Origin of the sequence: Sinorhizobium garamanticum (assembly GCF_029892065.1) — a bacterium.
Classification (GTDB): domain Bacteria; phylum Pseudomonadota; class Alphaproteobacteria; order Rhizobiales; family Rhizobiaceae; genus Sinorhizobium; species Sinorhizobium garamanticum.
This window is the reverse complement of record NZ_CP120373.1, coordinates 3,227,692-3,254,346: the sequence shown is the minus strand read 5'-3', so window position 1 is coordinate 3,254,346 and position 26,655 is coordinate 3,227,692. Positions and strand designations below refer to the sequence as shown.

29 protein-coding genes, 5 pseudogenes and 1 riboswitch are annotated in these 26,655 nt (G+C 61.9%); of the genes and pseudogenes, 16 read left to right on the top strand and 18 right to left on the bottom strand.

The features are described 5' to 3' along the window. Positions 1–350: 350 nt before the first annotated feature. Positions 351–815, bottom strand: coding sequence for an Lrp/AsnC family transcriptional regulator (locus PZN02_RS15305; RefSeq protein WP_280658803.1), 465 nt, complete (start codon positions 813–815; stop codon positions 351–353). Positions 816–927: 112 nt separating this feature from the next. Between PZN02_RS15305 and PZN02_RS15300 the strand changes: the two are divergent. Then, a pseudogene (locus PZN02_RS15300) lies at positions 928–1,490 on the top strand (RBBP9/YdeN family alpha/beta hydrolase). Between the two features lie 55 nt (positions 1,491–1,545). On the opposite strand, the gene PZN02_RS15295 reads toward PZN02_RS15300, so the two are convergent. The 5 genes from PZN02_RS15295 to PZN02_RS15275 form a co-directional block, all read right to left on the bottom strand. After that, positions 1,546–2,550, bottom strand: coding sequence for a FecCD family ABC transporter permease (locus PZN02_RS15295; RefSeq protein WP_280658802.1), 1,005 nt, complete (start codon positions 2,548–2,550; stop codon positions 1,546–1,548). A 571-nt stretch (positions 2,551–3,121) separates the two neighbouring features. Beyond that, positions 3,122–4,072 (bottom strand): ABC transporter substrate-binding protein, encoded by a 951-nt coding sequence (locus PZN02_RS15290; RefSeq protein WP_280658801.1) that lies wholly within the window; start codon positions 4,070–4,072, stop codon positions 3,122–3,124. Continuing rightward, a complete protein-coding gene (locus tag PZN02_RS15285) occupies positions 4,069–4,911 on the bottom strand; it encodes an ABC transporter ATP-binding protein (protein ID WP_280658800.1) in 843 nt (280 codons plus the stop codon). Before PZN02_RS15285 ends, PZN02_RS15290 begins: the two co-directional genes overlap by 4 nt. A 16-nt stretch (positions 4,912–4,927) precedes the next feature. After that, positions 4,928–5,338 carry a DUF1636 family protein gene (locus tag PZN02_RS15280; RefSeq protein WP_280658799.1) on the bottom strand — a complete coding sequence of 137 codons (411 nt, stop codon included), beginning with the start codon at positions 5,336–5,338 and terminating at the stop codon, positions 4,928–4,930. A 108-nt stretch (positions 5,339–5,446) separates the two neighbouring features. Next, a riboswitch (cobalamin riboswitch) is annotated at positions 5,447–5,659 on the bottom strand. 200 nt (positions 5,660–5,859) lie between these two features. Further along, positions 5,860–6,741, bottom strand: a complete 882-nt coding sequence (locus PZN02_RS15275; RefSeq protein ID WP_280658797.1) for a LysR family transcriptional regulator — start codon at positions 6,739–6,741, stop codon at positions 5,860–5,862. A 151-nt stretch (positions 6,742–6,892) separates the two neighbouring features. On the opposite strand from PZN02_RS15275, the gene PZN02_RS15270 reads away from it, so the two are divergent. After that, the gene (locus PZN02_RS15270) at positions 6,893–7,867 is read left to right on the top strand and encodes a polysaccharide deacetylase family protein (RefSeq protein WP_280658796.1); all 975 of its coding nucleotides are present in this window, start codon (positions 6,893–6,895) and stop codon (positions 7,865–7,867) included. Here PZN02_RS15270 and PZN02_RS15265 read toward each other — a convergent pair. Beyond that, positions 7,815–9,593: an SLC13 family permease gene (locus tag PZN02_RS15265; RefSeq protein ID WP_280658795.1), complete on the bottom strand. Its 1,779-nt coding sequence runs from the start codon at positions 9,591–9,593 to the stop codon at positions 7,815–7,817. The two genes, PZN02_RS15270 and PZN02_RS15265, sit on opposite strands and share 53 nt — an antisense overlap. A 316-nt stretch (positions 9,594–9,909) precedes the next feature. On the opposite strand from PZN02_RS15265, the gene PZN02_RS15260 reads away from it, so the two are divergent. The 4 genes from PZN02_RS15260 to PZN02_RS15245 all read left to right on the top strand — a co-directional run bounded on the left by PZN02_RS15260 (position 9,910) and on the right by PZN02_RS15245 (position 11,489). After that, the gene (locus PZN02_RS15260) at positions 9,910–10,200 is read left to right on the top strand and encodes a hypothetical protein (protein ID WP_280658794.1); all 291 of its coding nucleotides are present in this window, start codon (positions 9,910–9,912) and stop codon (positions 10,198–10,200) included. A 173-nt stretch (positions 10,201–10,373) separates the two neighbouring features. Continuing rightward, the gene (locus tag PZN02_RS15255; protein WP_280658793.1) at positions 10,374–10,673 is read left to right on the top strand and encodes a hypothetical protein; all 300 of its coding nucleotides are present in this window, start codon (positions 10,374–10,376) and stop codon (positions 10,671–10,673) included. Between the two features lie 37 nt (positions 10,674–10,710). Further along, entirely contained in the window at positions 10,711–10,983 is a 273-nt protein-coding gene (locus PZN02_RS15250) for a hypothetical protein (protein ID WP_280658792.1), read from the top strand. A gap of 239 nt (positions 10,984–11,222) precedes the next feature. Continuing rightward, on the top strand, positions 11,223–11,489 hold the full coding sequence (locus PZN02_RS15245) for a hypothetical protein (protein ID WP_280661516.1): 267 nt from the start codon (positions 11,223–11,225) through the stop codon (positions 11,487–11,489). A gap of 142 nt (positions 11,490–11,631) precedes the next feature. Here PZN02_RS15245 and PZN02_RS15240 read toward each other — a convergent pair whose 3' ends face one another. The 4 genes from PZN02_RS15240 to PZN02_RS15225 form a co-directional block, all read right to left on the bottom strand. Next, the gene (locus tag PZN02_RS15240) at positions 11,632–11,880 is read right to left on the bottom strand and encodes a hypothetical protein (protein WP_280658791.1); all 249 of its coding nucleotides are present in this window, start codon (positions 11,878–11,880) and stop codon (positions 11,632–11,634) included. A gap of 276 nt (positions 11,881–12,156) precedes the next feature. Next, positions 12,157–12,495, bottom strand: coding sequence for a DUF1515 family protein (locus PZN02_RS15235; RefSeq protein WP_280658790.1), 339 nt, complete (start codon positions 12,493–12,495; stop codon positions 12,157–12,159). Then, positions 12,492–12,755 (bottom strand): hypothetical protein, encoded by a 264-nt coding sequence (locus tag PZN02_RS15230; protein ID WP_280658789.1) that lies wholly within the window; start codon positions 12,753–12,755, stop codon positions 12,492–12,494. Before PZN02_RS15230 ends, PZN02_RS15235 begins: the two co-directional genes overlap by 4 nt. Before the next feature lie 120 nt (positions 12,756–12,875). After that, a complete protein-coding gene (locus PZN02_RS15225) occupies positions 12,876–13,706 on the bottom strand; it encodes a lysozyme family protein (protein ID WP_280658788.1) in 831 nt (276 codons plus the stop codon). A 72-nt stretch (positions 13,707–13,778) separates the two neighbouring features. Between PZN02_RS15225 and PZN02_RS15220 the strand changes: the two are divergent. After that, positions 13,779–14,115, top strand: a pseudogene (locus PZN02_RS15220) (HigA family addiction module antitoxin). Here the strand turns inward: PZN02_RS15220 and PZN02_RS15215 are convergent. From PZN02_RS15215 to PZN02_RS15200, 4 genes and pseudogenes are all read right to left on the bottom strand, one after another. After that, entirely contained in the window at positions 14,058–15,248 is a 1,191-nt protein-coding gene (locus tag PZN02_RS15215; protein WP_280658787.1) for a glycosyltransferase family 2 protein, read from the bottom strand. The pseudogene PZN02_RS15220 and the gene PZN02_RS15215 overlap by 58 nt on opposite strands. 177 nt (positions 15,249–15,425) lie before the next feature. Continuing rightward, positions 15,426–15,923, bottom strand: a complete 498-nt coding sequence (locus PZN02_RS15210) for a hypothetical protein (protein WP_342394702.1) — start codon at positions 15,921–15,923, stop codon at positions 15,426–15,428. Next, positions 15,920–16,780: a hypothetical protein gene (locus tag PZN02_RS15205; protein WP_280658786.1), complete on the bottom strand. Its 861-nt coding sequence runs from the start codon at positions 16,778–16,780 to the stop codon at positions 15,920–15,922. Before PZN02_RS15205 ends, PZN02_RS15210 begins: the two co-directional genes overlap by 4 nt. Beyond that, positions 16,741–17,175, bottom strand: a pseudogene (locus PZN02_RS15200) (portal protein); the annotation flags it as partial. The gene PZN02_RS15205 and the pseudogene PZN02_RS15200, both read right to left, overlap by 40 nt. 328 nt (positions 17,176–17,503) lie before the next feature. On the opposite strand from PZN02_RS15200, the gene PZN02_RS15195 reads away from it, so the two are divergent. Further along, the gene (locus PZN02_RS15195; protein WP_280658785.1) at positions 17,504–17,665 is read left to right on the top strand and encodes a Thivi_2564 family membrane protein; all 162 of its coding nucleotides are present in this window, start codon (positions 17,504–17,506) and stop codon (positions 17,663–17,665) included. 988 nt (positions 17,666–18,653) lie between these two features. Then, complete coding sequence (locus PZN02_RS15190; protein WP_280658784.1) at positions 18,654–18,782, top strand: hypothetical protein; 129 nt, start codon at positions 18,654–18,656, stop codon at positions 18,780–18,782. Positions 18,783–19,189: 407 nt separating this feature from the next. Here PZN02_RS15190 and PZN02_RS15185 read toward each other — a convergent pair. Further along, positions 19,190–20,547 (bottom strand): annotated as a pseudogene (locus PZN02_RS15185) (terminase large subunit domain-containing protein). A 171-nt stretch (positions 20,548–20,718) separates the two neighbouring features. Here PZN02_RS15185 and PZN02_RS15180 point away from each other — a divergent pair. Both PZN02_RS15180 and PZN02_RS15175 read left to right on the top strand, forming a co-directional pair. Beyond that, complete coding sequence (locus tag PZN02_RS15180) at positions 20,719–20,964, top strand: hypothetical protein (protein WP_280658783.1); 246 nt, start codon at positions 20,719–20,721, stop codon at positions 20,962–20,964. Positions 20,965–21,734: 770 nt separating this feature from the next. Continuing rightward, complete coding sequence (locus tag PZN02_RS15175; RefSeq protein WP_280658782.1) at positions 21,735–22,076, top strand: GFA family protein; 342 nt, start codon at positions 21,735–21,737, stop codon at positions 22,074–22,076. A 33-nt stretch (positions 22,077–22,109) separates the two neighbouring features. Here PZN02_RS15175 and PZN02_RS15170 read toward each other — a convergent pair whose 3' ends face one another. Beyond that, a complete protein-coding gene (locus PZN02_RS15170; RefSeq protein WP_280658781.1) occupies positions 22,110–22,265 on the bottom strand; it encodes a DUF3309 family protein in 156 nt (51 codons plus the stop codon). 340 nt (positions 22,266–22,605) lie between these two features. On the opposite strand from PZN02_RS15170, the gene PZN02_RS15165 reads away from it, so the two are divergent. After that, positions 22,606–23,010, top strand: coding sequence for a hypothetical protein (locus tag PZN02_RS15165; protein WP_280658780.1), 405 nt, complete (start codon positions 22,606–22,608; stop codon positions 23,008–23,010). Positions 23,011–23,114: 104 nt separating this feature from the next. Here PZN02_RS15165 and PZN02_RS15160 read toward each other — a convergent pair whose 3' ends face one another. Next, complete coding sequence (locus tag PZN02_RS15160; protein ID WP_425336249.1) at positions 23,115–23,528, bottom strand: hypothetical protein; 414 nt, start codon at positions 23,526–23,528, stop codon at positions 23,115–23,117. Between the two features lie 177 nt (positions 23,529–23,705). Between PZN02_RS15160 and PZN02_RS15155 the strand changes: the two genes are divergently transcribed. The 4 genes and pseudogenes from PZN02_RS15155 to PZN02_RS32145 form a co-directional block, all read left to right on the top strand. Then, on the top strand, positions 23,706–24,206 hold the full coding sequence (locus PZN02_RS15155; protein ID WP_280658779.1) for a hypothetical protein: 501 nt from the start codon (positions 23,706–23,708) through the stop codon (positions 24,204–24,206). A 2-nt stretch (positions 24,207–24,208) separates the two neighbouring features. After that, positions 24,209–24,625 carry a hypothetical protein gene (locus tag PZN02_RS15150; protein WP_280658778.1) on the top strand — a complete coding sequence of 139 codons (417 nt, stop codon included), beginning with the start codon at positions 24,209–24,211 and terminating at the stop codon, positions 24,623–24,625. Positions 24,626–25,519: 894 nt separating this feature from the next. After that, on the top strand, positions 25,520–25,717 hold the full coding sequence (locus PZN02_RS15145) for a hypothetical protein (RefSeq protein WP_280658777.1): 198 nt from the start codon (positions 25,520–25,522) through the stop codon (positions 25,715–25,717). A gap of 48 nt (positions 25,718–25,765) precedes the next feature. After that, a pseudogene (locus PZN02_RS32145) lies at positions 25,766–26,584 on the top strand (calcium-binding protein); the annotation flags it as partial. Between the last annotated feature and the right edge of the window lie 71 nt (positions 26,585–26,655).

Here is a 26,655-nt window from a genome sequence, read left to right as displayed (position 1 = left end):
TCAGCGCCTCTCGTGAACTCCGGCCATCAGATAGGGGCCGATCATGCGGTTTCCACAGCCGATCATCAACGGTCCTTCCGATCGGAGGCGAAGAATTGCCGCAGGCACAGTGGCTTCTATACCCAAGGAGCGGCCTCCTCACTCCTTCAGTCGGGCGGTGACGCACGACCGCCTCCTGTGCTCGTCACAGGAATGAGGAGAGTTTGTTGCGGTGGCTGCGCAAGAACCTCAAGCGACGCATGCGTCGGCGGTGCTCAATATATGACTCCAATAAAGTGAGTGAGGCGCGGCGGAAGCGCTCCGCACCGCCGGAAGCCGCTGCTGGTTCCCGGACATGCGACGCTGTCGGCTCACCGCCGCTGGAGCAGTGCCCGCCCGATGGGTTTCGGCGGCTCGGCGCGCAAAACCAGCGAGGTCGTCACCGCCCCGAACCTCGCGATGGAGTCGACGATCGTTTCGAGTTCTCCAGGCGACGGAACGAGCACCTTCAGGAGAAAGCAATCCTCACCGGTCAGCCGCAGCACTTCCACGATCTGCGGCATCTCGGCAAACTGCTTGAGGCAGGGCCGGATGTTTTCATGCGTCGTGCGCAGCCGGATGACAGCCATCATGCCCAATCCGAGGGCGGCGGCATCGACGCGGGCGCCGAAACCGAGAATGAAGCCGCGCTCCTCCAGCCGCTTGACGCGCTCGGACGTTGCCGGCTGGGAGAGCCCCACCCGGCGCCCGAGTTCCGAGATCGCGATGCGTCCGTCCTCCTGCAGCGTTTCGAGGATGGCGATGTCGGTCGGATCGAGCACGCGATGATTTTCCAAAGTGATATCCGGCCTTCAATTCATCGGAAATCGGAGCGGTTTTCCGATAGTTCTGCATTCCAGCCGAAAAGGAAAGCCGTCATCTTCTTCCTGGACAGCCATAGGAGAAATCATGACGAGCATCATCATCCTGCCAGGGATCGGCGGCTCCGGCGAGGCCCACTGGCAGACACTCTGGGAGGAACAAGATCCGCGAATGCAGCGGTTCCGGCCGACGAATTGGGACGAGCCGGACCTCACCGACTGGATTTCCGCGCTGGAGCGCTCTGTCGCCGCGGCGCCCGCGCCTCCCGTCCTCGTGGCGCACAGCCTCGCCTGCCTCCTCGTCGCACACTGGCAGCAGGCTTCCGCTCTTCCCGTCGCCGGCGCGTTCCTCGTCGCAGTGCCGGATCCACAGGCCGCCGCCTTTCCGAACGAGGCCAAGGGCTTCGCGAACCCACCGACGGAAGCGCTTCGTTTCCCTCCCTCATCGTCGCCAGCGCCGACGACCCCTACGGCCCCCTCGACTACGCCCGCCTCCGCGCCCGCCAATGGCAAAGCCGCCTCGTTGAAATCGGCGCGCGCGGCCACATCAATGGCGAAAGCGGACTGGGTGACTGGCCGGAGGGTTTGAACCTGCTCACGTCGTTTGCCGCCGGATGCGCGAAGATGACGGAGCGCCGAGACCGCGCCTGATAACGGAGTTTCCAGCGCCGTGTCCCGCGATGGCACATGACGTTGGAAACGTACCTCACCCCCGTCGCTTGAGGATGGCGACGAAAGCGAGGCCGCCGGCAAGGCCGGTGACGACGCCGAGCGGCATGTCCTCGGGCGCCATGACGACGCGGGCGACGAGGTCGGCAACGATCAGCGTAAGCGCGCCGGCAAAGGCCGAAAGCGGAATGACGCGGACATTGTCGCTGCCGGCGAAAAGACGGACAAAATGCGGGATCATCAGCCCCACGAAGCCGATCGCGCCGGAGAAAGCCACCATGACGCCGGTGAGAAGCGCGGTGATGACGAAGAGCATCAGGCGGAAGCGGCGCACCGGAATGCCGAGCGTCATCGCCGTCTCGTCGCCCATGGCGAGCGCGTTGATCTCTCGCGCCCGAACTGTGAGCCAGCCGAGTGAGACGGCGAGTGCCAGCGCCGGATAGACGAGATGCGGCCATTGCGCGAGGCCGAGGCCGCCGAGCATCCAGAAAATCACTGTGTGTACGGCGCGCGGATCGCCAAGGAAGATCAGCAGGTTGCCGGCCGCCGTCAGCGTGAAGGCGACGGCGACGCCGGAAAGCACGAGGCGATCGGCACCGGTGCCGATCACGCGGGTGACGAGCGCCACCAGCGCCGTGGCGCCGAGCGCGCCGGCGAAGGCGAACAGCGGCACCGTCGCGAGACCGAGGATAAGGCCGGTGTGGAGCAGCGCGACGATCGCGCCGAGCGCCCCGCCAGCCGAGACGCCGAGGAGATGCGGGTCGGCAAGCGGGTTGCGCGTCACCGATTGCAGCACCGCGCCGGTGACCGCAAGCCCGGCGCCCACGAGCCCGGCAAGCGCCACGCGCGGCAGGCGCACGTCCCACACGATGCTTTCGCGGCCGGCCGACCACAGGACCTCGACGCTGCCCGGCACAATCTTCGCGGCAATGATCGACCAGACGGTCGCGACCGGAATCGGCGCCGAGCCGAGCGAAACGCCGGCGGTGACGGTCAGGCAGAGCAGGAGCAGCGCCGCGAGGATGAACAGTGCGGTTTTCACGTGGGGTTGGAACTTTCCGGTTTCTCGGTTTTTAGGGATATGCCGATGCGGACGCGCCATCATCGAATCGTTAGAAATCATAGAGTTGCAGAACCTTCTTCATGCATGTGAAGATGCATTGCGTGAGGGGAGGCGCCTTATCTCGCACCTCCCGGTCGCGGCTGTGTTCGGCAGCGTCGCGGTGCGGGCAGGTGTGCATCCTGTGCTTCTCACAGGAACCCAGCAGCGCCGCGTCGGCGGCGCGGGCAACTCCGCTTGACGCCACGACAGCAGCGCTTTTGCCTTCGCACGGTCCAGCCAATCCACTTCCTGTGCCGCGGCGCTGATGCTCCCTTTGAAAACCCCAATGCGAGTCATTCACGGTGCCGACGCACCGTAGCTGGATCCCTCTGACAAGCACATGGATGAGGTGGGTGTGGTGGCCGCACCCAACCAACTGACTTGTGACTTGGTGGGAGGCGGATTTTGGGCAGCGCGCATACAACTCAACTGACTTGGCCGGGCGGCTGTGCGCCGCAAAACTACTGACTTGATGATGTGGCTGCTCGTCAAACCTCGACGCCACGGCCCCTCACATCGCCTCGGCATGAAAACTCTTCGCCAGCCGATGGATCGCCTCGAAGTTGCGCGGGCCTGGCGTCGCCTCGACATAGTCGAGCACGACGAAACGGTCGTTCTTCACAGCGTCCACGTTCTTGAAGGCCGGGTTGCTCTTCATGAAGGCGATCTTCTCATTGGCGGTCACCTCGCCGTAATTGACGATGACCACCACTTCCGGATTGCGGTCGATCACCGGCTCCCAGGAGATCTCCGTCCAGCTCTTCTCGACGTCGTCCATGATGTTGACGCCGCCAGCCGCCTCGATCATCGCGGTCGGGATGCCGTAGCGCCCGGAGGTGAAGGGCTTTTCCTCGCCGGAATCATAGACGAAGACACTTGCCGGCCGCCGCTCGGCGCCCTTGATCCTGGCAGTGATCTCGGCAAGCTCAGCGCGGTAGCCCGCGACCAGCCCTTCCGCCCTGTCCTCGACGCCGAAGATGCGGCCGAGGTTCAGGAGGTCGATGAACATATCCTCCATCGTCGGCTTGCCCTTCGCCATGATGTGGATGCAGCTCTCGGTCAGCTCGTAGACCTTGATGCCGAAGGGCGTGAGTGTTTCCGGGGTCACCTCGCCGCCGACCTTCATGCCGTAGTTCCAGCCGGCAAAGTAGAAATCGGCGTCGGCATTCAGCAGCACCTCCTTCGTCGGATATTTTTCGGCGAGTTCGGGCAGCTCTTTGACGCCCTCGCGCAGGCGCTCGTCCAGCGTCTTCCAGCCGGAAACGCCGGTGTAGCCGACCATGCGATCCTGCAGCTTCAAGGCCAGCATCATCTCCGTCAGATTGACGTCGTTGGAGATCGCACGCTTGGGCGCGGCATCGAAGGTGACCTCGCGGTTGCAGCTCTTGACGGTCACGGGATGGGCAAGCGCGGGGGCTGCGGCAAGGACAAGCGCGCCGGCGGCAAAAAGAAATCTCTTCATCGGATGGCTCCTGTGGAACGGGAGGATCGCGCGGCGGGCATTGCGTCGGGCCGCGAGAGTGTGAAGGAAAAGCGGGAAACACGGCCCGCGGCATCGGCATGCGCGGTGGCATGAACGCCGAAGGCGGCAGAGAGCGCCGCGGGCTTCAGCACCATCTCCGGCGGGCCGAAGGCCGCAAGCCGCCCCTCCGTCAGGATCGCCACATCGGTCGCGAACTCGGCAGCGAGGTTGATATCGTGCAGCGTCGTGACGATCGTCAGCTTCAGCGTCTGCAACAGATCGAGGATTTCGAGCTGGTGGCGGACGTCGATGTGGTTGGTCGGCTCGTCGAGGATGATGATCCTCGGTTCCTGGGCAAGCGCCCGGGCAATCAGCACCCGCTGCTTCTCGCCGCCCGAAAGCGTGGCGAACTGGCGGCGTGCGAGATGGGTAAGGTCGAGATGTTCGAGCGCATGCGCGACCCGCTCGCGGTCGCCATCGCTCCAGCCGCTGATCCCCTCACGACGCGGGATCCGCCCCATCATCACGACGTCACGGACGCTGAAGGGGAAATCGCCCGGCATTTCCTGCAAGACAACCGCAATCGTCCTTGCCGCTTCGCGCGCACTCATCGCCCAGAGGTTCACGCCGTCGATCTCGATACGCCCGGCCGTCGGCTCGACCGCCCGATAGAGGCAGCGCAAGAGCGAGGTCTTGCCGGCGCCGTTCGGGCCGATGATCGCGAGCCGGCTGCCCGGCGCGATCGAAAAGCCGATATTGCGAACAAGCCGAAGGCCGACGCGCGGCCCCCATTCCAGCTTTTCGACGCGGAGGGCCGCGCCTGTTTCGAGGCAGCTCATGATACCCTCCCCGCGCTCATTGCAGCCGCCCCGCGGTCTCCTCGGAGACGAGGAGCGCCGCCGGTATGCGCGCAAGGCTCTTGCCGTTGAGATCCAAAGCGTGATGCGGAGAAGCGTCAAACGCCTTCCCTTCGGCACAGGCGGCGGCGAAGCTGACGAGATCGTCGATGTCTTCGTCCGGCGAGATGTCACCGAAAAGATAGGTCGCCTTGCCGGTCGCCTGGAAGGCGATGGTGCATGGCCGGGTGCAGGCCGCCATCGCGACAGTACCGGCGATCGAGAAATTCCCATCGAGCGGCCGGCCGAGCGCGGAAACGCTGCGGTTCAACTGCGCGAGCAGCTCGGCGCCGGGCCGGCATGGCCCACCGGTGAAGCGGCAATCGGTGCAGAGGGTTATCTTGTGTTGTCGGAAGTCTGAATTCGCCATGGCTTGTCTCCGCCGGGCTGGGCCGGAGAGAAAATGGCGAAGATGCAAGGAGACGGTTGCCCGCCAAGCAGAAGCCAGTTCTTTTCCATCGGAACACCCCGTCCGTTGTGGTTGATCGGTTCGATGGCAGGTCTCCTGGCTCGCGGGTCGCCGCGCATTCACGTCTTCCCGGCTTTTCGCCAGTGACATGGTGTGAATGCGCTTTCCGCTCACAGTTGCGGGGGCAGCCACGGTTTCGGCCCCTCCTGGGTCGTCCTCACCGTGTTCCCTTTTCAGCCGCTTCCGGATCACGAAAGCAGCACCATCACGCCCTTGGTGACATGAATCGCGGCGTGAGGCAACCGGCGGATGAGGTAAGCAAGGAGATATCAACATGGGTGGGTGTCTCGCAGTGGCCGCTCTTGTTACTAAATAACATTACGTCTCGCAAGACGAGAACGTCAGCGCGAGCGGTTATTGCGCTCCCGCACCAAAGTCCTTGGGCGGCGGAGACGCCTGACAGCGTGGAACAAGCACCTGCCTCACACCGAAAACAGGTTCTCCGCCATGAAATCCACAAAGACCCGAAGTTTGGGTGAGAGGTAGCGGCTGGAAGGCCAGAGGATGCGAAATGGACCGGAATGTTCGACGTGGTCGTCGAGCACGCTGACGAGCGTGCCGTCACCAAGCTGGCGGCGGATCCCGACATCCGGCAAGCAGGCGATGCCGAGCCCCTGCTCTGCCATATAGATCAGCGGCTCGATCGTGTTGACGACCGCCGTCGTCGGCAGGTCGATGTCGCTCTCCCCGCGCTTGAGCGGCCAGCGTTCGAGCTTGCCGCTGGTCGCGTAGCGATGCTGCAGGCAGGCATGGGATTTCAGGTCTTCCGGTGTACGCGGCACGCCCCTTCGCGCGAAATAATCGGGCGAGCCGACGAGCATGAGGCGAAAGGTGCCGAGCGAGCGGATCATCAGCCGCGAGTCGCTGACCTCCCCGGCGCGCACCACGGCGTCAAAACCTTCGTCGATCACGTCGACGAGCCTGTCGCTGAAATCGAGGTCGAGCTCGATCTCGGGGTAGGCGCGCATGAAGGCCGAAAGCGCCGGCATCATCAGCATACCGATGAGCGGCATGCTGACACGCAGCTTGCCGCGTGGCGCGCCCTGCGTCTGGGCAATCTCCTGTTCCGCCGCCTCGACCTCCGAGAAGATGCGCCGGCAGCGTTCGAGAAATAGCGCCCCTTCCGGCGTCAGCGTAATCGAGCGGGTCGAGCGATGGAGGAGGCGCACGCCGAGCCGTTCCTCCAGCCGTGCCACCGCCTTGCCGATCGCCGAGGACGATACGCCCAATTGCTGCCCGGCAAGCGTGAAGCTGCGGGCGTCCGCGGCCTGGACGAAAGCGTTGAGCGATCCGAGACTGTCCATCTACCAAACCCCATTTCGGACATTATTGCCCGATGTGCTCGGAATTGTAGCGCATTTTTCGGCTACATCGAGTGGCTTACCTTCAACGAACGCGGCAGGCCGGCCTTTCGGAGCCTCCTTGCCGTCCATGATTTCACTGAAGGAGAGGACCATGTCCCAGATTTCAACAGCACCACAGCACCACAACCGGTTCGACTATTCCGCCATCATCGATCGTCCGCCGCTCAACTGGCCCGGCGGCGCAAGGGTTGCGGTCTGGGTCGTGCCCAATGTCGAGCACTTCCTGTTCGACCGGCCCTCGAGTTCCATCACGCAGCTGACCGCCGGCTTCGTGCCCGACGTGCTGAATTATTCGTGGCGCGATTTCGGCGCCCGTGTTGGCATCTGGCGGCTGATGGAGGTGATGGAGAAATATGGGGTCAAGGGTACCGTGGCGCTCAATTCCGACGTCTGCGACCACTATCCGCGCATCATCGAGGCCGGCAAGGCGCTTGGCTGGGAATGGATGGGTCACGGCACCAACAACTCGACGATGATCAATGGCCAGCCAGAGGAAGAGGAGCGCCAGATCATCAGAACGGTGATCGAAACGATCGAGCGACGCACCGGAAAGAAGCCACGCGGCTGGTTGAGCCCCGGTCTTACGGAATCGCACCGCTCGCTCGACCTCCTCGCCGAAGCCGGCATCGAATATGTCGCCAACTGGGTCAATGACGAGCAGCCCTACCCGATGCGGGTGAAGAACGGCTCCATGCTGTCGCTGCCCTATTCGGTCGAGATCAACGACTTTGCCGCCTTTCTCGAACAGGGCCAGAGCGGCGAGGCTTTTGCGCAAACGATGCGCGACCAGTTCGACGTCCTCTACGAGGACGGCGCGAATACGGGCCGGGTCATGGCGATCTGCCTGCATCCCTTCCTGATAGGCCATCCCCACCGCAGCAAGCATTTCGCGAGCGCGCTGGCCCATATCACTTCGCGTCGCGAAGTGTGGCTCGCGACCGGTGGCGAAATCGCCGACTGGTACAACAGGAACTATCTGGACCAAGAGACGGCCCCTGTCGACCGTCAATATGCTAGTGCAGCGGCCAGACCCACATCAGCATCGGCACGGCAACGAGCACGATGACGGCGGAGAGCGGCAGGCCGAGGCGCGGATAGTCGCTGAAGCGGTAGCCGCCCGGTCCCATGACCAGCGTGTTGCACTGATGGCCGATCGGGGTGAGGAAATCCGAGCCCGCGCCGATCGCCACCGCCATCAGGAAGGCATCCGGCTTGTAGCCGAGCGCGGCGGCAAAGCTCGCGGCGATCGGCGCCATGACGAGCACCGTAGCGGCATTGTTGAGGAAGGGCGTGACCGCCATCGCGGCGATGAGGATGAGCGCCAGGGCGCCGCCCGGCGGCAGGTCAGCGGCGATGCCGCTCAGCCAGCCGGCGATCAGGTCGGAGCCGCCGGTGGTGCGCAAGGTGTCGCTGACCGGAATCAGCGCCGCGAGCATTACGAGGATCGGCCCGTCGACCGCACGGTAGACGTCGCGCAGCGGGATGACGCGGAAGATGACCATGGCGAGCGCCGCCGCGAAGAAGGCAACCGGCACCGGCACGACGCCGACCGCCGTCGCCCCCATGGCGGCGGCCAGCACGATGAGCGGCACAGTGGCGCGGCGGATGGTGCCGAGCAGGATTTCCCGCTGGGCGAGCGGCAGGCAGCCGAAATCTTGCAGGAAGGGCGGCAGGTCGCGCCGCGTCCCCTGCAGCACGACGATGTCGCCGGCCTGCAGCCGGATACTGCCGAGCCGCTGCTTCAGCCGTTCGCCCTGGCGGCTGACGGCAAGCAGGTTGATGTTGTGATTGTTGAAGAGCGCAAGCCGCTGCGCCGACATGCCGATGAGCGGCGAGCCGCTGGCGATCACCGCCTCGATCGCCTCGATATCGGCCGGCGCCTTGCCGTTGTTGGATGCGGGCAGACGGTCGCCGGGAATCCTGAGCTTCGCCTGGGAGACGATGCGGTCGAGTGCCGCCGGCCCGCCTTCGAGCAGCAGGATATCGTCCGCCTCGATAATAGCGTCCGGCAGCGGCGCCAGGTGCGTGCCGCGGCGGAAGATGGCGATGACAACCGCGCCGCCGTCACCGAGCTTGACGAGATTGCCGAGCGGCTTGCCGATCATCGGCGAACCGGGCACGACGACCGCCTCGGAGGTATAGTCGGTGATCTCGATCGCCTGGTTGACGGAAACCTGCTGGCTCTTGCGCTCCGGCACCAGCCGATAGGCGAAAAGCAGGAACACCGCGCCGACCAGCGCCACAGACGCGCCGACCGGGGTGAAGTCGAACATGGTGAAGCTCTCGCCGGTCAAGTCCTGCCGCATCCTCGACACGACGACATTGGGCGAGGTGCCGACCTGGGTCATCAGCCCGCCGATCAGCGAGCCGAAGGCCATCGGCATCAGGAAGACCGAGGGCTGGACATTCGACCGCCGGGCGAACTGGAACGCGACCGGGATCATGATCGCCAGCGCCCCGATATTCTTGATGAAGGCGGAAAGCACCGTGACGGTGACGACGAGAAGCGCAAGCTGCGCCCTTACCGACTTAAGGTCCGGCAGGAAGCGCTGGATTGCCGCATCGACGACGCCGGAGCGGGCGACACCGGCGCTGACGATCAGCGCGCTGCCGACGATGATGACGATATCGTCGCTGAAGCCGTCGAAGGCATGGTCGAATGGCACGATGCCGACCGCGACCGAGAGCATCAGCGCCGAACAGGCGATGATATCGTAGCGGAAGCGGTCCCAGATGAAAAAGGCCATCATGGCGCCGATGACGAGAAACGAAAGCGACTGTTCGGCGGTCATGAGCAGTACCTGAAGCAACGCGGATCGTACGAGGCCTCTACTGCATTTTTCCTCAAATCGAAACTGATTAAAGGAATAAAAACACGCAGCGACGAGTCCGATCCACTACATCCTCCAAAGCGTCTATCGAATGCAACTGAAATACCGACAGATTCATGTCGCAGCGCCGTGGATCACAAGAAACTCAACCGAAACTCGTTGGTTCCTTTGATCGTTGTTGAAGAAGGAATATGATGCCGCAGCCAGTTTAACGTGTATCAACGGCCCTTCGCGCAACGGAGAGGACGCAATCGCCGGAGCCAAGGAAAAAACAACCATGAAGACCGCCCTGCCCGCGATTTGCGCGGGTCTCCTGCTCGCCACCTGCGCCTCCACCGCCCCGCCGTCGGTGGGCTACTCGCGCAATCTCGAGCCGATTCCGGGCAGCATCACCTATGGCGGCCAGCCGCGCACGCGGCTCACCAAGGCCCCTGTCGGCAGCATCGTGCCGCACCGGTTCCGCGACAAATTCGGTCGCCAGGTCTCCGAAACCTACGTCATCGAGCCCGACCGTTCCCTGCGGCTGATAAGCCGCCGCATCGATTATGACCTTTTGACCGACCGGTAAGAGGGAAGAGGAAAACCGCGCGCGGTTTCTCCGCGCCGTGTCTACTGCATGATTCCTTAAATCGGAATCGATTTACGGACAAAATCATGCAGAAACTCAAAGCTCTACAGCGACCTTTGCGCGTCTGATTAGACGCGCGGCGCTGTAGAAGTATTGTGATTGAGAGGATCGCCATGAAGCATGCCTTGCCCGCCCTCTTTGCTGCCGTTCTGCTTAGCGCTTGCACGACCACCAGCCGGCCGCCGTCGGTCGGCTATGGGCGCTACCTCGAGCCCATTCCCGGCAGCATTACCTATGGTGGCCAGCCGCGCACCAAGCTGACCAAGGCGCCGGTCGGGAGCATTGTGCCACATCAGTTCTTCGACAATTTCGGCCACCGGGTCTACGAAACCTATGTGATCGAACCGGACCGCTCGCTGCGGCTCGTCGGCCGCCGCATCGACTACGAAATCTTCGGCGACATGGACCGTTGATGTTCGGTACGGACAAGGCAACACCGAGGACCGCACGATGAAACTTGCTTCTCTCACTTGCGCCGCCGCGCTCCTCCTTGCGGCCTGCACCGCCACGGCGCCCGAACTGGAGCCGATCCCCGGTAGCATCACCTATGGCGGCCAGCCGCGCACGAAACTCACCAAGGCACCGGTCGGCAGCATCGTGCCGCACCAGTTCTTCACTCAAGGCGGACTGGCCCGCGAGACCTATGTGATCCAGCCGGACCGCTCGCTGAAGCTGATCCGCCGCCACATCGACTACGATTTCATCACGAGACACTCCCGCTGACAGCGAAAGAAATGCCGCCGGACACCATGTCCCGTTCGGCAGCCGGCGGCTGGAGCGATTCCGACGATTTAAGGAAACCTACCGTCGGCTCCGGACGGGAACCCTGCGCTTGCAGAGTGCGTTATTTTGCGAGGCCGACGTTTAAGCCGCTTCCAGCGCATCACCCGGGCCACTTCGAGCGACGAGAAAAAGCCATGAGGACCCTCCTGCCCGCGATGTCGGCTGCCATCCTGTCCGCGATGCTGTTCGCTTCGAGCTTGAGCAGTTGCACAGCCACCGCCGTCACCTTCGGCTATTCGCCCTATCTCGAACCGATACCCGGCAGCATCACCTATGGCGGCCAGCCGCGGACAAGGCTTAGGAAGGCGCCGGTCGGCAGCATCGTGCCACACCAGTTCAACGATCGCGCGGGGCGCACCGTCTACGAGACCTATGTGGTTGAGCCCGACGGCTCGCTCCGCCTCGTCAGCCGGCGCTACCGCTACGATTTCTTCGGCTTAGACTGATTTTCACACGCGCCCACAGCGCCCGAGACCAGGCCGCCGCTTCCGTAGGGAGGGTCCGCAGCGAGTTTCTTCAGCGAAAGCAGTCCCCCGCCATCCCCTGTGAAGGCGGCGCACCTGACCGGAGAGCATCTCCCCTTGTATTTTACGAAAAGCCGGCCTGGCGGAACCAGTCCTTCACGCCCGCCAGCACTTGCGCCTGGGCGGCGTCGAGCGTCGTGGCATGACGGAAATCGTCGCTTCCGGTTCCGTTGCAATGCCAGATCGTCCAGGCCCAGTCTCCGCGCGCCTGACGCTTCAAGACAAAGCCCATTTCATGGTCACCAAGCTTGGCGCAATAGGCATCCGCCCGTTTCTGCACCCATGTCAGATTGATGTCGGCGACAGTCACCATCCCCTTGGTCCCTCCCCCGGTGAAAAGGTAACCACAATCGCCTCGATCGCGCCCATGGAATTTTAGCGAGATGACATGTAGTCGGCCCGATATCCACAGCCACCGCGAACCTGGCGAAACTCTCGTTCGCGGCAAACGCTTGCCGCAAAGAGAAACACAACCTGGACTATTGTTCCTCCGCGTTTCGGACCGGCTCAGCCGCAACCATGACGGGCACCGCAAGCCGCCAAACTCGGTGTATCCGATTCGGCGGCGGAGCGAATCACTGGTTGCGACCTACCCACCGCGCAACAACACCAGCATCCGCTTCGCCGCGTCCGCAAAGGTCACCCCGAGCGCCGCGCCGCCGATGCCGATGACGCCGAGCGCACCCATTCCCATCAGCTTCCATTTCCGCACGTCCTCGGTCACCGGCTTCATGTCGGCAATGTCTTCCTTGGTCAGCGACATCGCCCCTTCGAGGGTACCCACCCGCTCGAAAAGTTCGTCCATGCGGCGGATCGTCGAGGCAAGGCTTGCGTCCGCCCGGTCCTCGGTCCGTCGAAAATCCTCGCGCAGGTTCTTCACTTCGGCGATCAGCGTCCCGAGCTGCTGGTGAACGCTGCCATCAATCATCGCCGCCCGCTCCCATCGTCGCCCGGTCCATGTCTTTCGCATTCTGCCTTCGTCCATATGGCCCCAGCGCAAAGGCCGACAACGGTGCGGTCTATGCGCCGCTGGTCAGCCGGCGTTGCGCCGCGGGCACCGGCAAGATCAGCGCCGACGACGCGCCTCAGGCCCGTCACATCGACCGGCCGCGAAATCCCACACCCCGCCAGAACCAAGGCAGGCATCATAAGCGCGACGCTTCGCGTCAGCGCGGTCTGCTGCTTCATCGTTTTGCCTTTCGATTGCATGTCTCACCGCTTGCGCCCCCTCCTCGCGGATGGCGAGGACGGCCCAAAAGACGGCGGCGAGGACGAGCCCGCCGCCAAGGATCCTTCCCCAGAACATCATCACTTGAGACCCAGCGCCTCGCGCACAACAGGCATGGAGGAAATGGCGTAGACGGCGAAGCCGACAATCACGGTGAGGATCGCGAGTTGCACCCGCCAGTCGAGTGTCACGAGATTCAATTCCTTCAAGGCGGTGACCACGCTGGCGCCGGCCGTCAGCAGCCAGGTCCAGAAGCGCCCGGATCTCGCGACAGCCTTGCGCTTCGACGCAGGGCGCGCTGCCGTGACCGGCGCGACTTCCTCCCGCTTCATCGGCGCGGCCGGTTCCTCTTCCACCGGCTGCCGCGCCACGGCCAGCACCTGACGCAGCACGGCTTCCACCTTCTCCGGCTTGACCAGCGCTTTGTTGAGCCCATCGCCGGCGTAATAGGATTGCCCGCGCTTCACCTGCTGCTGGCGCCCCCTGGTGTCGGCAAGGACTGGCAGCGATGCCCACTCCTGCGCCAGCCGCCTGCCGTATTCGACCAGCGACAATTCGCCGGTCACGAAAGCCTGATAGCCGCGGCGCTTCAGCAGGTGAAAACCAAGGCGATCTTGCAGATCCGGCGTGAAGAGATCGGTTCCCTTGACCGATGGAATTTCCTTCGCCAATCCGATCAGCGTCGCCCGCATGAACTGATAGGCGCCGGCGGCGCTGGAGCCATGGCTTTTCAACCAGCCCTCCTGCGCGTCGACGACATCGCCAAAGCTCATGGTCGTCAGCGGCCGCTTCAGCCTGTTCTGCCTGTTGGCATAGATCACGTCATAGGATGCGCGGTCTTTCCGCCCGACCTCAGTCTCCCGAATGAAGTCGAGCAGAATCGCCGCGCCGGCAGGCACGGTTTTGTTCATTTTGATTTTTCCTTTAGGAACGCCCCTACGCGGGCATTGGACGTACATATATGATCAGGGTTTTCGGGCGAAATCCTGCGGGAGGAGTTTCTTGTGCCCCTCAATATGAGCGCAGGCTCTCTGGCAAAAAAGCTCAGGGTTCCGCGCACCGGATCGAGCGCCTCGCAACCGAAAAAACCGCTGTCACCACGGACACCGCCTTACGGCTCAGAAAATTCTTCCGCACAACTCCGGAATTCTGGATGAAACTGAAGGCGGTTTACGATCCGAAAATCGGGCAGCGGCTTTGAAGGAAGAACTGGCCGAAATTCCGGAGTTCGAGGTCCGGCTTAGCTGCGGGTCGGAAAGAATTCAGCCGAATGAAATCAGTTCTTCATTTAACAGAACGAGACGTTTCCGCCTCTCCTGAGCCTCGATCCTCAGCGCATCGATAATTGTTGGGAACGTCTGGCCCTCGACCTTCGGCTCCCTTTTCCGAGGCGAAAACCCCAAGATCCTGCGGATTTTGGCCCTGATGTGCTTCCGCCGTTCACGGCTGCTTAGCCGATATGAAGATAGGCCGTTTTCCTCTCGGTATTTTTCCATCCGATCGAGAAGCGGTGCAACGTCCTTCCCTTCGCGCTTCAACACCATCAGATGCCGCATGCTTTCGTTATAAAAGGCCTGCTTCTCATAGTTCGGAAAATGGCCGCGGCGTTGGTTATACCGGCCGATTTCGTACTCTCGCATCATCACGTTCGTGATCATTACTAGGTCGTCCGGCATCGGTGAGAATTTCAGAAACTCCCCTTGCTCGCTTCGTGAGAAGGCGATGAAGTCGTTGCCAGCCTTATCGAGGTTGTAGTGCGTGAAGCTCTTGCCGTTGCTGCGTTCCTCGGAGTGCTTGATCAAGAGAGGTGTTTCGATGAAGGGAAACTCATCGACCTGATCAAGCACGCGCATGAGGAACCCGTAATCGGGTGCCACACCGGTAAACACAGAGCCGTACTCGGATCGGAGTTGGTCAAGAAACGTCGCCGAAACGAAACTGTTGAGGAAACGCGGGGTATCCATCGGACTGAAGTCCGACCGGCTGAAAGCCTCGATGATCGGCGCCGTTTTCCGGATCGTCACAAGTGGTGCTGCGCCGCTGCCTTTTTGCGGGACCGCAAACGAAGTCCCCGTTTCAATGAGATTCGTTCTCTCATAAGCGACAAGCTTAGGGCCGTCGCGAGCGATGACGGCGTCTACAGTCGAAAGCGTATACAGCCGGAGGATCATGCGATCAGTGAGAATACCGACGTATTCGCATGTCGCATGGGCAACCGCCCATTCCCAGTGAGCCGTCATCGGCAATGGGCGCGGCGGTTTGATGTAGCGAAATCTGGGATCCGCAGAAAACGGCTGAAGTGCCCTAAAGAGCGCCTCCGATTCGGCGTTGTCGGAGTTATCAGAGACAATTACTTCGAAATCTCGAAAGTCCTGCTCAAGGACGCTCTGAAGGGCACTAAGAGCGAGGTCCGCTCTATTGCGTGACGGGATAACAATGGAGAATCGGGGCATCAGCAACCTCGCCGGGAGAAGAGGCGGGGAAACTATCGGACGTTGGCAGATCTTTCAATCCAGCGGCGACCGGCAATGCGGTCGTCAGCGGCTCAGTTGGTCGCTTTCAATGCGCTGAAGAATTCCCGCATCGGTTTCAGGTCGCGGAAGACCGACGGCAAGACATATGGGTATAGATCAAAGACCGAGCGCCGCGCTCCACATCAAGTCGATCTGGTCATCAGTTAGCCCCAGCGCGGCACCTATCGTGGAAACAAGCGGATGCATTCGGTCGAAGGTCCTCGCGTATTCCCATTCGATCAGAGCACTGTCTTTTGCCTGTCCCCTAGGCAAAGCGTTGATAGCAGGATCGACCTGGGAGGGAGAAATCCCAGCACCCAGAAGGCCAAGACGAAGCTGCCGCGCAGTAAGGGTCGACATCGACGCGCGAATTTGTGCCGGCGTAGGAGGTACATACGGCTGTACGGGAAACGACGTGTTGTCCGCAAGCCACTGCCCAGCGAGCGGACTTAATCCGTAAGAATCGTCCGGTCGATAACAATGAACTGCGTCGTACGTCTCACCGAATGCGTCGGTGACATTGCAGTCAAGTACAAAGACGCCGTGTTCGGCCGTCGCATACACAGAATACACAGCGTTAAGCGATGGCTTTCCCAGGGAGATTTCGGTCATCATGCGGTCCTCTGGAACAATTGAATTTGGTCGTTACCGGCCACGACACCCCTCGCCCTCCACGTGCCGGCCAGTTGAGCTCCCAAACCAGAATAGTATTGCGTGACGTAACTCATCGCTTGGCCGCTATAGATGTAAATGCCGACGCTCTGGTTACGGTTGATCCAAGTATTCGTGGACGCACTCAGTACATGGCCAATCGGCAGGCTCGTCGCATCCTGCGCCGAACCCGTATAAACCTCCGCCGCGGTGAACCCCAATGCGTGGGTGTGGCTGGTGGTTGTCACGCTGTTCGTCGTGTCGTTGGTGATGCTAGAGGGCGTGCCTAGCGTCAGTGTTCGGCTGGTCGAAAGGTCGCCGCCTCCGGTCAGGCCGTTGCCGGCGGTCATGGTCGTCGCTGTTGATGCTGCTCCCATCGAGGCGCGGGCTGTTGCGCCGCCTTCCGCCACCCAGGTGGTCCCGTTGCCGACGATGAAGTTGCTGTTAGTCACCGCCAGGTTTGCAATGGCCGCAAGGCCGGCATCGTAGGCCTGGACGTTTGTCCCGATCGCAACGCCGAGGGTGCTCCGCGCCGTTGCCGCGTCGGCATCGTCGAGGAGCGTGCGGGCGAAGGCCGTGAGCGGGGTAGCGGCATAGGTATCGGCGGCCGTCGTGTAGATCATGCGGTCGGCAGCCGTCGTCAGCCCGGCGATGGATTGCAGCCCGGCGTCGAATGCCTGGACATTCGTGCCAATGACGAGACCGAGCGTGGAGCGCGCCGTCGCCGCGTCGGCGTCGTCGATCAGGGATCGGCCGAACGGCGTCAGCGCCGTCGTGGCATATGGGTGGAGACGGCGACCGACACCTTGTTCTCGTACCACCAGCGGATCACGCCGTTGCGGAGCTTCAAGGCATCGTGCGCCGCGTCCTGCACGGCGTCATAGCCGTCGCTTTCGGGAAAGACGACATAGTTGATGTAGTCGGTCGCCTGGCTCGCCGCCGCCTCGTCGCCCTCGTTAACGGGCGCATATTCCACCACCTTGTCGTTGCCGAGTATGGTGCGGATCAGCGACGGCAGCACCTTCTTGATCGCCGCGCGGCAATCGCGCGAAACCACCTTCGAGCGGTTGGCGTCCGCTGGCACGTCCTTCATCGTGCCGTCGTAATATTCCATCGCCTTGATGCGATCGACGGCGAGCACGTCGCGATAGTCTTCGCAGTCCTTCACCAGTTGGCTGACCAGCGCGGCCAGCCGTTCATCGGTCATTGCAGCCATCAGAGAAACCTTTCGGGCCGTGGAGTTCGATTTTGAATTGTTGGATGGCCGCATTGTCCGGCCCGCTTGTGCGAAACGCCTGGCCAACTTCGAGAAATGTTCGATGGGCACGGAATACCGTATCGCCTTGATGCGGAGGCCGCACTCTTTCCGCTTGTGACAAAGACAAGGTCTGTCCAGTTCGACTGGGAAGGAGGTGGCGACTGGGCCGCCCACCAAGACGCCATCACCTCGCAGCGGAATGCTATCTTCGGTAGCAGGCCTTCCCTTCCGCAAAACCTCCCATAGTTAAGCCTTTATCGGAAGCTTTCGTCGGGAGTGCGAGGCAATGTCGATCCTTATCAGCATCTTGATCACCTTCCTGGTCGTCATCCTGGTGCTCTATCTCGTAAATCGGCTTCCGTTAGACGCGCGCACCAGGCAGATCGTCCAAGCCGTCGTGATCATCATCGGGATCCTGTCACTGCTACGGTATCTGGCGGTCTTTTGATCGCCCCTCGACTCGATCGGCACGCGGGGTGCCTGCTGATATGAGGGGATCACAGTACACGACCGCGGCCCACGGCTGCCTCGTCGGTTGCGGTGGGCAAGGCATCTCCTGCCCATCGTCATGCCCGTGCTTGGCAGAGATTTCCAGCCGCCCAGGTCTTTAGGCTGAAAAGACCCTTCCGCGCGCTGGATCCCTGTGACAGGCACCAGCAAAAGAGCATCCGCCAAACCCATTGCGCTGCTGTCGCGGACTGCGGCGTCTGACAAGACGCCGCGCTGTAAGCCTGCATTCGTATAGCTTGTGGGGCTTTGAAAAACGCGCTCGAAATGACCGTATCGTGCTGAACGCTTCCGACCGACCAGCGGGCTGGTCTCGACGGAAACGCTGGTTCGTCGCGCGTGCGCGCCCTGCCTAAAATAGCTACGAACAGAGAGTGAACCGATGACGGCAGAAAACTGCCCATCACCCGTAATCGCCGGCCATGAGCTGAGGAGCATGGTATAATGCCCTTACGTCATAACGCCTCAACCATTGTTATCCCTGGCCACCCATTGTGCAGGAACCTGTTGCACCGATGGCACGTTTTCGTACGAGCATAGAGTGGAGTTCGTTACGATGATTGGAAAAGATTACCGAGGGCCGGAATATCACGCTTCGACCGGCCTGCCTGTGGCCATTCTGCTGCTGTCTGTCCTCGCCATATCAGCGTATCTCTTCTTGGCGGGATCGTTGACCAGCGAAGAGCAGGCCTCGGCCAGGGTTTACCTGCCGGCTGCCCAGACCCAGACGCGATAACAGGCTTTAGGCGCTACAGCGCCGCGTTTTCTAATCAGACGCGCAAAGGACGCGCTGTAGCAGTTTGAATTACTGCATGTTTTTATCCTTAAATCGGCTACGAATTAAGGAAACATTCAGTAAGGCCGAGGCTATTGCCTCGTGTGCTGCCGACTGCCTCGAAATTCTCACATTCGGTTCCCCATGATGCGGAATGGACAAGAGCGGAATAGCCTTTCTGGCGCTTATACTCATCCTCATCGCCCTCGTGGTGAGCATCCTGGCGCTCAATCCCGATGCGGTGGCGCCGCCGACCACACCGCCAATCGCTCCGAGCAACTGAAGCAATTCCAGGAAAAGTGTGGAGCGGTTTTCCATCCCGGATTGCGTGGTTTCTAAAGCAATTCCAGAGAAAGTGTGGTGCGATTTTTCTGCGTGGAATTGCCTGGATTCAAAGAGCCGGAATCTTTTGCCTGCCGCAATCTCGATCCAGGCGGCCTATACCCGCTGCGCGCCGCTTACACAAACAACGGCTCAAGTAATTACGAACACCGAAGGAACGCTCCGCGAACGAAGCATGGACGTCTACTCCCTGTGGGCTAAGCCCTCGTCCGCGGCACGGGAGGCGGAAATACCTCCTCCGGGTAGCGATTATTCGGCAATCAGGAGGAACCACCGCCAGGCACTCCATCGCACCGACAGAAATGGACCACCCGATGTCGGGCGAAACGAACCTGGAAGACGACACCCTCAAACAACCTTCCGATCCGTGAACTTCCACGCCGCCGCATCCGTCTTCACCCTGGCGAACCGCTTCATCATCAGCGCATAGCGCGAAGCGGAGAGAAGGTCGTCGCGTTCCTTGACGACGCGGCCGTCCTTGCGGTGGTAGAGGCGGAATTCCTCGAACCAGTCGGTCAAGGTGGAAAACACTTTCCAGCGCCCGGTCTGCATCCGCTGCAGCATGTCGGAAAGTCCCGCCTCCACGCCGTTCGTGCCGTCGTCGAAGGTCGCCCGCTCGGCAAGCAGCGCGAGCCCCTGCCCGCGATATTGCGCGGCAAGCTGCTCGCCGCTGCCCTTATCGTGCTGCAGGCCGTCATGCGGCCAGGCGAAGGGCAGCCACGTCCCCAGGGCTTCAGCGCCGCCGCATGGATGATCGGCGTCGCCTCGCGCTCGCGATAGGTCCTCGTCACATAGAAGACGTCGGCGTCCCGGTCCCAGGCGCAGTTCGTCGCGGCGAAGGGGTGGTCCCAGCCGAAATCGAGCCCGCCGATCTGCACCCAGTGCTTCGGGATCTCGAAGGGATCGACGCGGATCGTCTCCTCCGCCACCGGAAAGATGCGCCCCGAACCGAGTGCCGGCACACCCTTGGTGCGCGCCTCGCGCTCATGCGACGGATAGCTGTCGATGATCCGCTGCCGCTCCTCCGGCGTATAGTGCTCGGCATCGTCGATCGTCATGGTAGTGACCCCGCGATCCGGCGACTTTTCCATCAGATAACGCGCCACGACACTGCTTAACCCTTTAAGCGGCGTGAAGGTGACAGCGACCGCGCCGCGCGTTGCATTGGTTCGGGTGATGCCTTCGAAATAAACATCCTCCGGCGGCTCCTCGTCGAACCAGACATAGTCGACCGTATTGGCCTGCCACTTGCCGCGCCCCTGCTCGTAGGCCTTGAAGAGCAGCGTCGAGGCGCCTCCCGTGACGTGGCGCACCGTCACGCTGTCGAGCGCGCCGGAGGCGCCGGAACGCCGCGTGGTCGCCTGGATCGCCGCCTTCGGAATGAAGCCGGTGCCCCAATCCTCCTCGTTGAGCGGCGGGCCGACCAGCAACCGCTGCACGCCGTCGCGCGTCAGCTCGTAGGATTCCGAGCCTGCCAGCATCACGATCGGCCTGTCGAACCGCCGGCCGACCCACCAGTCCGGGTAGCGCCCCGTCAGGTGCATCGCCGCCTCCGCCGCGCCGGCAAGCGTCTTGCCGAGCTGGTTGCCGGCCATGAAGAGCCGTTCGCGCACCGCGGCACCCGCCGCATGGAACTCGCGCTGCTTCGCATAGGGCCGGTAGCCGGCGAGAATATTGGTGCGCCGCCGCCGGTCGAGCTCGGCCATCAGCACCGCCTGTTCCTTGAGCAACGCGTGGAGATCGGACGGCTGCCCGGAGGCGCCCGGTACCGCCGCTGCCGGCCCTGTCGAACGGTTTGGCATTTTTTCTCCGCCGGTTCGCGCATTGTTCCATCATTGGCTCTTGCCTTTGGCGAGCAGTCGTGGAAATTCCACCGAATGAGAACCAGCCGTACCCTATTGATTACGCTCTGCCTCTCGGCGCTGGCTTCCTCGTGCACCGAGACCGCCGAAGCGCCCGCACCCGTGCGCCGACCGAAAGTGGCCGCTGCTGTCGTGGACAGTTCGCCGCGCCAATGCACCACCCGCCTGACACAGTGCTACTATGGCACCGGTCCGGCCGGCGAACCCTGCTCCTGCTGGTCGAGCGCAGGCGCTCCCGACCACGGCATCACCACCAAGTAAGCTGAGAGCTCGAATTGTCGCGAAAATCGCCCGGCCGCCCCGCGGCCGGCGATGCCGTCACTGCAAAGATATCCAAAGGGAAAACCGGAAACCGCCCAGCGTCCCCCGAGCGCCTTATCGGGCGCACGGCATTTCGGCGGGCGACAGCCACCATCAACCGATCGTTAACCATATTTCGCGTTACCAGGGGAACATCTCAATCGGCGCCACACGATTAACGTCATGCCACGCTCTGAAGAGACGGACGACAACAACGCGCTTGAAAGGGGATTGAGATGGTCAAAACTGGCCTTGGCGCTTCGATTGCTGCTCTCACCTTCTCCATTGCCGTGTCCGCGGTTCTTCATGTCGCCTTGGCCCAAAATCGCACAGCTGCCGTCCCCGCGTCTCGAGCGAGATAACATCGTCGATCAAGAAATGAGGTGGTTTGCCCCGTCCGGGAAGGCCCGACTGGACGGAGCAGTGGCGCGGGCTCCTGCATGTTTCCTTAAACCGGATCCGATTTAAGGAAATGCCGCAATCCGGTGCAGCCGCGCTGGGCCTTCGTACTTGCCCTGAAAACGTCGCAACCCACTGCAGGTTCCCCTAGATCGTGCCCGGTTTAACTATAAAAACATGTGGCAGTTCAGAGTGCCGCAGCGTCGTTTGCCCGTCTGATTAGACGCGCGGCGCCGTAGCCCCGGTTCCGATCCCGGGTTAAGTTCTCCTCTTGCGCTTACTTCGGTGCTGGCCAATGCTTGAACGGGCCGGCTCAGCGAAGGAGCATCACCATGATCGAAGGTCATTGCCATTGCAGGTCAGTGCGCATCACCGTTCCCGTCCGCCCCGAGACGCTCGGCGATTGCAACTGTTCCATGTGCAGCCGGCTCGGTGCGCTCTGGGGTTATTATCCTGTAAGCGACGTCACCGTCAGCGACGAGCAGAAAACGCTCGTCGGCTATGTCCAGGGCGACGCGACGCTCACTATGTACCATTGTGGCCGCTGCGGCTGCACGACCCATTGGTCGCCGCGCGGGCGCAACACCTCGCGCATGGGCGTCAACATGCGGATGTTCGACCGCGCCGTCTGGGAGGAAATCCCGCACCGATTGATCGACGGCGCAAGCTGGTAAACGGCCCCAATCCCCGTCCGCCTGCGAGCTCGCTTAGATCCTCCCCGTCAGCAACAGGACGAGCAGCACAATCACCAGAATGCCGAGAATGCCGGAAGGGCCGTAGCCCCAGCTGCCCGAATAGGGCCAGGTGGGAAAGGCGCCGATCAGGAGCAGGATCAAAATAACGAGAAGTACGGTTCCAAGCATATCGCAATCCTCCGCTCGCATAATTCGATCCACGGATGAAATTATGCAGCAATGCAAGGTTCCGCTGTGCTATTGACGCGGGCGCGTCGGCGCAGCGGATGGTTTTCGTTCCTACAGAATTCCCGCCGCCTCAATAAGTTCCACGGATACCGCGCGATTGCCAGTCGGTTAAACCTCTTTCACCCGCCCTCATTGCTGTCCAGCTCCGCCTCGTCGCCGCCGCATTATTTCGGTTGTAACATCGGTAACAGCGCCGGCGCGCCAAAGATCCTTTTATGGCGACGTTCTCAGGCTCCTGAGAACATGCTAAATTTCCGTCGGCTACAGAGGGGGAGAACCAATGCCACGCATCGCACATCTTTACTTCAAGACCGCCATCATCTTTCTGATTTTCGGCATCTCGATCGGCCTTCACATGTCGATTTCGGGTAACCACGCCCCGACCGGCGCCCATGCACACGCCAACCTGCTCGGCTGGGTCACCATGGCGCTCTTCGGCGTCTATCACGCGCTCAATCCGCGCAAGGCCGAGAAGCGCCTGGCGATGATCCAGTACGTCGTCTACACATTCGGCGTCGCGGTGCTGATCCCATCGCTTTATCTCATGCTCTCCGGAAACGCGGCGATGGAACCGATCGTCGCCATTTCCTCGCTCATCGCCTTCGCCGGCGTGCTGATGTTCGCCGTCATCGTCTTCTCGGGCAGCGAGGCCGCGGTTCCCGCGGGCGTCTCGCGGGTGCGCTGATGCAATCAGGATGAGGTGGCCTCCACCTCATCCTTCCCAACCTGCAGCAGCACAGGTCTTCCGCAAATTCTAAACCTCCGCAACACTTTGAATTGCTGCAGGATTCAGCCCGCGGCCTTCTCCGGTCCGGAGCACCGCCCCGCCGGTTGCCGCCTCCGTGCGGGCTTCCGTGCTGCCCTGCCCTTCGCCGGCGCTTCGATCAGCGGCCGGATTGTCTGATCGAGCATCCGGATGCGCCGGACAAGCTCTTCATCCGTCAGTTCGTCCAGCGCGTTGGCATTCGCCGAAAGATCCTTGGGCAGGATCGAGGCCAGGAGCTTCAGATAGGACTCCGGCTTCTCCTCGCGCAGCCGCGCGATCACGTCGACGCCATGCGCCTCGAAATCCGCCTGTACCGCTTCGAGGAAGGCCCCGCCGAGCCGCGTGCGCGAGCCCTTCGCTGCCGGACCGGCGGCCTGCCCATCTGCAGCATCGTCCAGGCAAAGCCCCGGCGCGCTTGAAACATCGTCGTCGATCACGTCCGTCGCCTCACTTCCATCGACTTTTTCAGCGTGTGAACAGGCGCGGGACCTGCGTCGGAGAGGAGCGTGCATCGATAATCTTCGCTACCCATAATTGCGCCAGAATCGCGACTCAGATTACGTCGCGAGCACCCCGCGCGCCTCGCAAGCCCGTCACGGAAACCAACCGGCCACATGCTGAAAGTCATTGCCACGACCTTGCTCGCAGCCACATCGGCAATTCCAGCCTTCGCAGCCGGGCAGACCGGTGAGCCGCATTATTTCGTCAAGGCCTGGCTGCAGAACGCCGACAAGAGCTTCGAGCACACGACCGGCTGGTGCGACGGCAGTTATTTCTGCTCGCTCACGATCGGCGAATACGCAATCGAGCTTAGAGAGGTCTCGAGCTTCGGCTATGTGCTCGCATTCAGCTCTGCGCCGTTCGAACCGACACCTTGCTGTGTTTTCAAAGACGGACGGTCCGAAGCACGACTGAGCGGCGGTAGGCCGCACGTTCGAACCCTCTACTACACGCCTCCCGAAACGGGAGCAAAAGGCGCGGCAGAATTCGGCAAGATTATCATCCTCGTCGAAGGCCTGAGGAAGCCCGAGCCGGACTGGTGGGAGGTGAAACCCGTCAGCGCATCGTCCCTCGACATATTGCACAGATCGCCCCTCGGCCAAGAGACAAGGTGAACATGTCTGACTCACTCGCAATGACACTTCTCGCCGCCATATCCGCCTCCTCTGCGCTCGCCTCGGGCCAGACCGGCGATCCGCGTTACCTCGTCAAGGCGTGGATTCAGAAATACGATAAGAGTTTCGTCCACGCGACCGGCTGGTGCGGCGCCGGCGATCTCTGCACGCTCAAGGTCGGCGAGCACGATGTCCGCATCCGCTTCTTCCTGTCGGGCGAAAGCTACCGCTTGAGGGTGCGCGCCGCGCCCGACGACCCCGCCACCTGCTGCGTCTTCGCCGACAGGTCGGACGAAGTTTTCGTCGGCGGAGGATCGCCGCACGCCGAGAAGCTCTATTTCGAGCTCCCCGATGCGCTCGCGGACAAGGGTCGCGTGGAATTCGGCACGCTCTTCATCGCACTCGAGGATTTGCGGTAGCGGCCGCATTTCGGCTTCCGCCCTCCACAGCCCGCCCGGCCGTCGCGTTGCGCCTCTGTGTCAACGTCGTTCAAGCGTCTTGCGCCTTGCGATCGGCCGGGTGGCTGCGGGGCGGCCGGTGACGCTGCCAAGGCCGCAGCGCCGCGCATCCTTTCGGACGCCTCAGGGTCGCTGTTCCGTCAAGGCGCATCACCGGCCGCATACGACGCCGCGCCGCATCGTGAGACGCGCAGCGGCTGCCGTAATCCGTTGTTTGACGATGGTTTGATAAGCTCAGGAATCGAAACGGCTGCCGAAGCAGCCGTCGCGTCAGGACAAAATTCCTATCCTTGATTTACGGAATAATCCAACTCACCCGCGGGACGCAAGACCCGGCAAAGGAAAAGCTTCCGATCGGCCATTTAGCGACAGCATTTTTGCTTGAAGTCCCACCTTCCGGAATCCGCGCATGCCCTCCACTGCCGGCCCGACCACTTCCGTGCGACCCGCGAATCCGGCCCAAGCCCCTACTATACAAACGTATATTATAATTCCCTTGCATAAGACAAAGCCCTCTGCTTCAATCAAAAACAGGTCGATGCTCAAGGGGCTTGGGCATGATTTTATTGGTGGCATTTCCGCAAGCAGAGCGACGGGACGAGACATCATCGCGCCTTGAGGCCGGTGGTTGGCCGTCGTGCACGCAGAGGAAACCATTGCCTGACCTGCCGGTAAAAAAGACGTGAGCGAGGCTAGAAAAACCGGCAAGCCGACAAATATTTATACTGTAAAAAACAAGAAATGACGGTGCGGCGCATATTCTTTAGACTTTGATGAGCCCATGGCTCCCGGGCCGATACCGGGGAACCAGACAAGCCCTCACGCATTTGCCTTCCGACAGAAGGAGTTTCAGTCATGCGTAATCACTGGATCTATGTTGCCATCGGATTTCTTGCCGGCGCTGGCCTGTTTCTCACCACCTCCTGGCAGCAGGGCACGCCGCCAGGCGAAATGCCGACGGTAGAGCTCGAAAAGACCGACCGCCTCCAGGGCCCCGCCGTCCAGACCTCGTTCATCATGGAACGCTTCGGCCCCGCGCACTCGATGGAATAGGCGTCACATCACGTAATCCCCTGAATCCATAGCGATGAATCCACAGCGATGTCGCCGGAAACATCACGCGTATTTCCGGCGGCATCGCTGTCCGTTGCCTGCAACCATGAAACGATCTATGAGTTCCCCCACAACGCTGGGGGAATCATGGCGACGATCACTGTAAATAGCGATGACTGGCTGGATATGAGCGGCTACGACTTCAGCTGGCTCTACTACGGCGAATCCTACAAGTTCGGAACGACGCAATACCTGGTCGACTACGGCGACGGCGGCGTCGACGCATTCGGCGGTTTCGGCTTTACCTACAGCGGCGGCGTGCCGACCGGCGGCACGGTGACGAGCTATGGCTACTCTTATAATGGCGAGCGCGTGTGGATCGCCGAGGGGATCAGCATCTCGGCCACAAGCATCGTCAATGCGGCAAACACCAGTTCGACCGATGATGACCTGGCGGTGATGGTCGCTGCGCTTGCCGGCAATGATACGATCAGAGGTGGCAACTACGCCGATCTTCTGGCGGGCTTCGGCGGCAACGACCTAGTCTACGGCAATGGCGGCAACGACGCCCTCGGCGGTTTCAGCGGCACTGATACGCTCGATGGCGGAGCGGGCAACGACACCTTGGTCGGCGGCGCCGGGGCCGACAGGCTTTATGGCGGCACCGGCACCGATACCGCCTCCTATGCCGGCGCGACAGCGGGCGTGGTCGCCAATCTCACCAGCATCGCGGCCAACACCAACGACGCCAAGGGCGACACCTACTCCTCGATCGAGAACCTGCTCGGATCGAGCTACAACGACGCACTCACCGGTAACACCGGCGCTAACATCCTCGACGGCGACGCGGGCAACGACACGCTTACCGGTGGCGCCGGTGCCGACAGGCTCTATGGCGGCACCGGCACGGACACTGCCTCCTATGCCGGCGCGTCGCT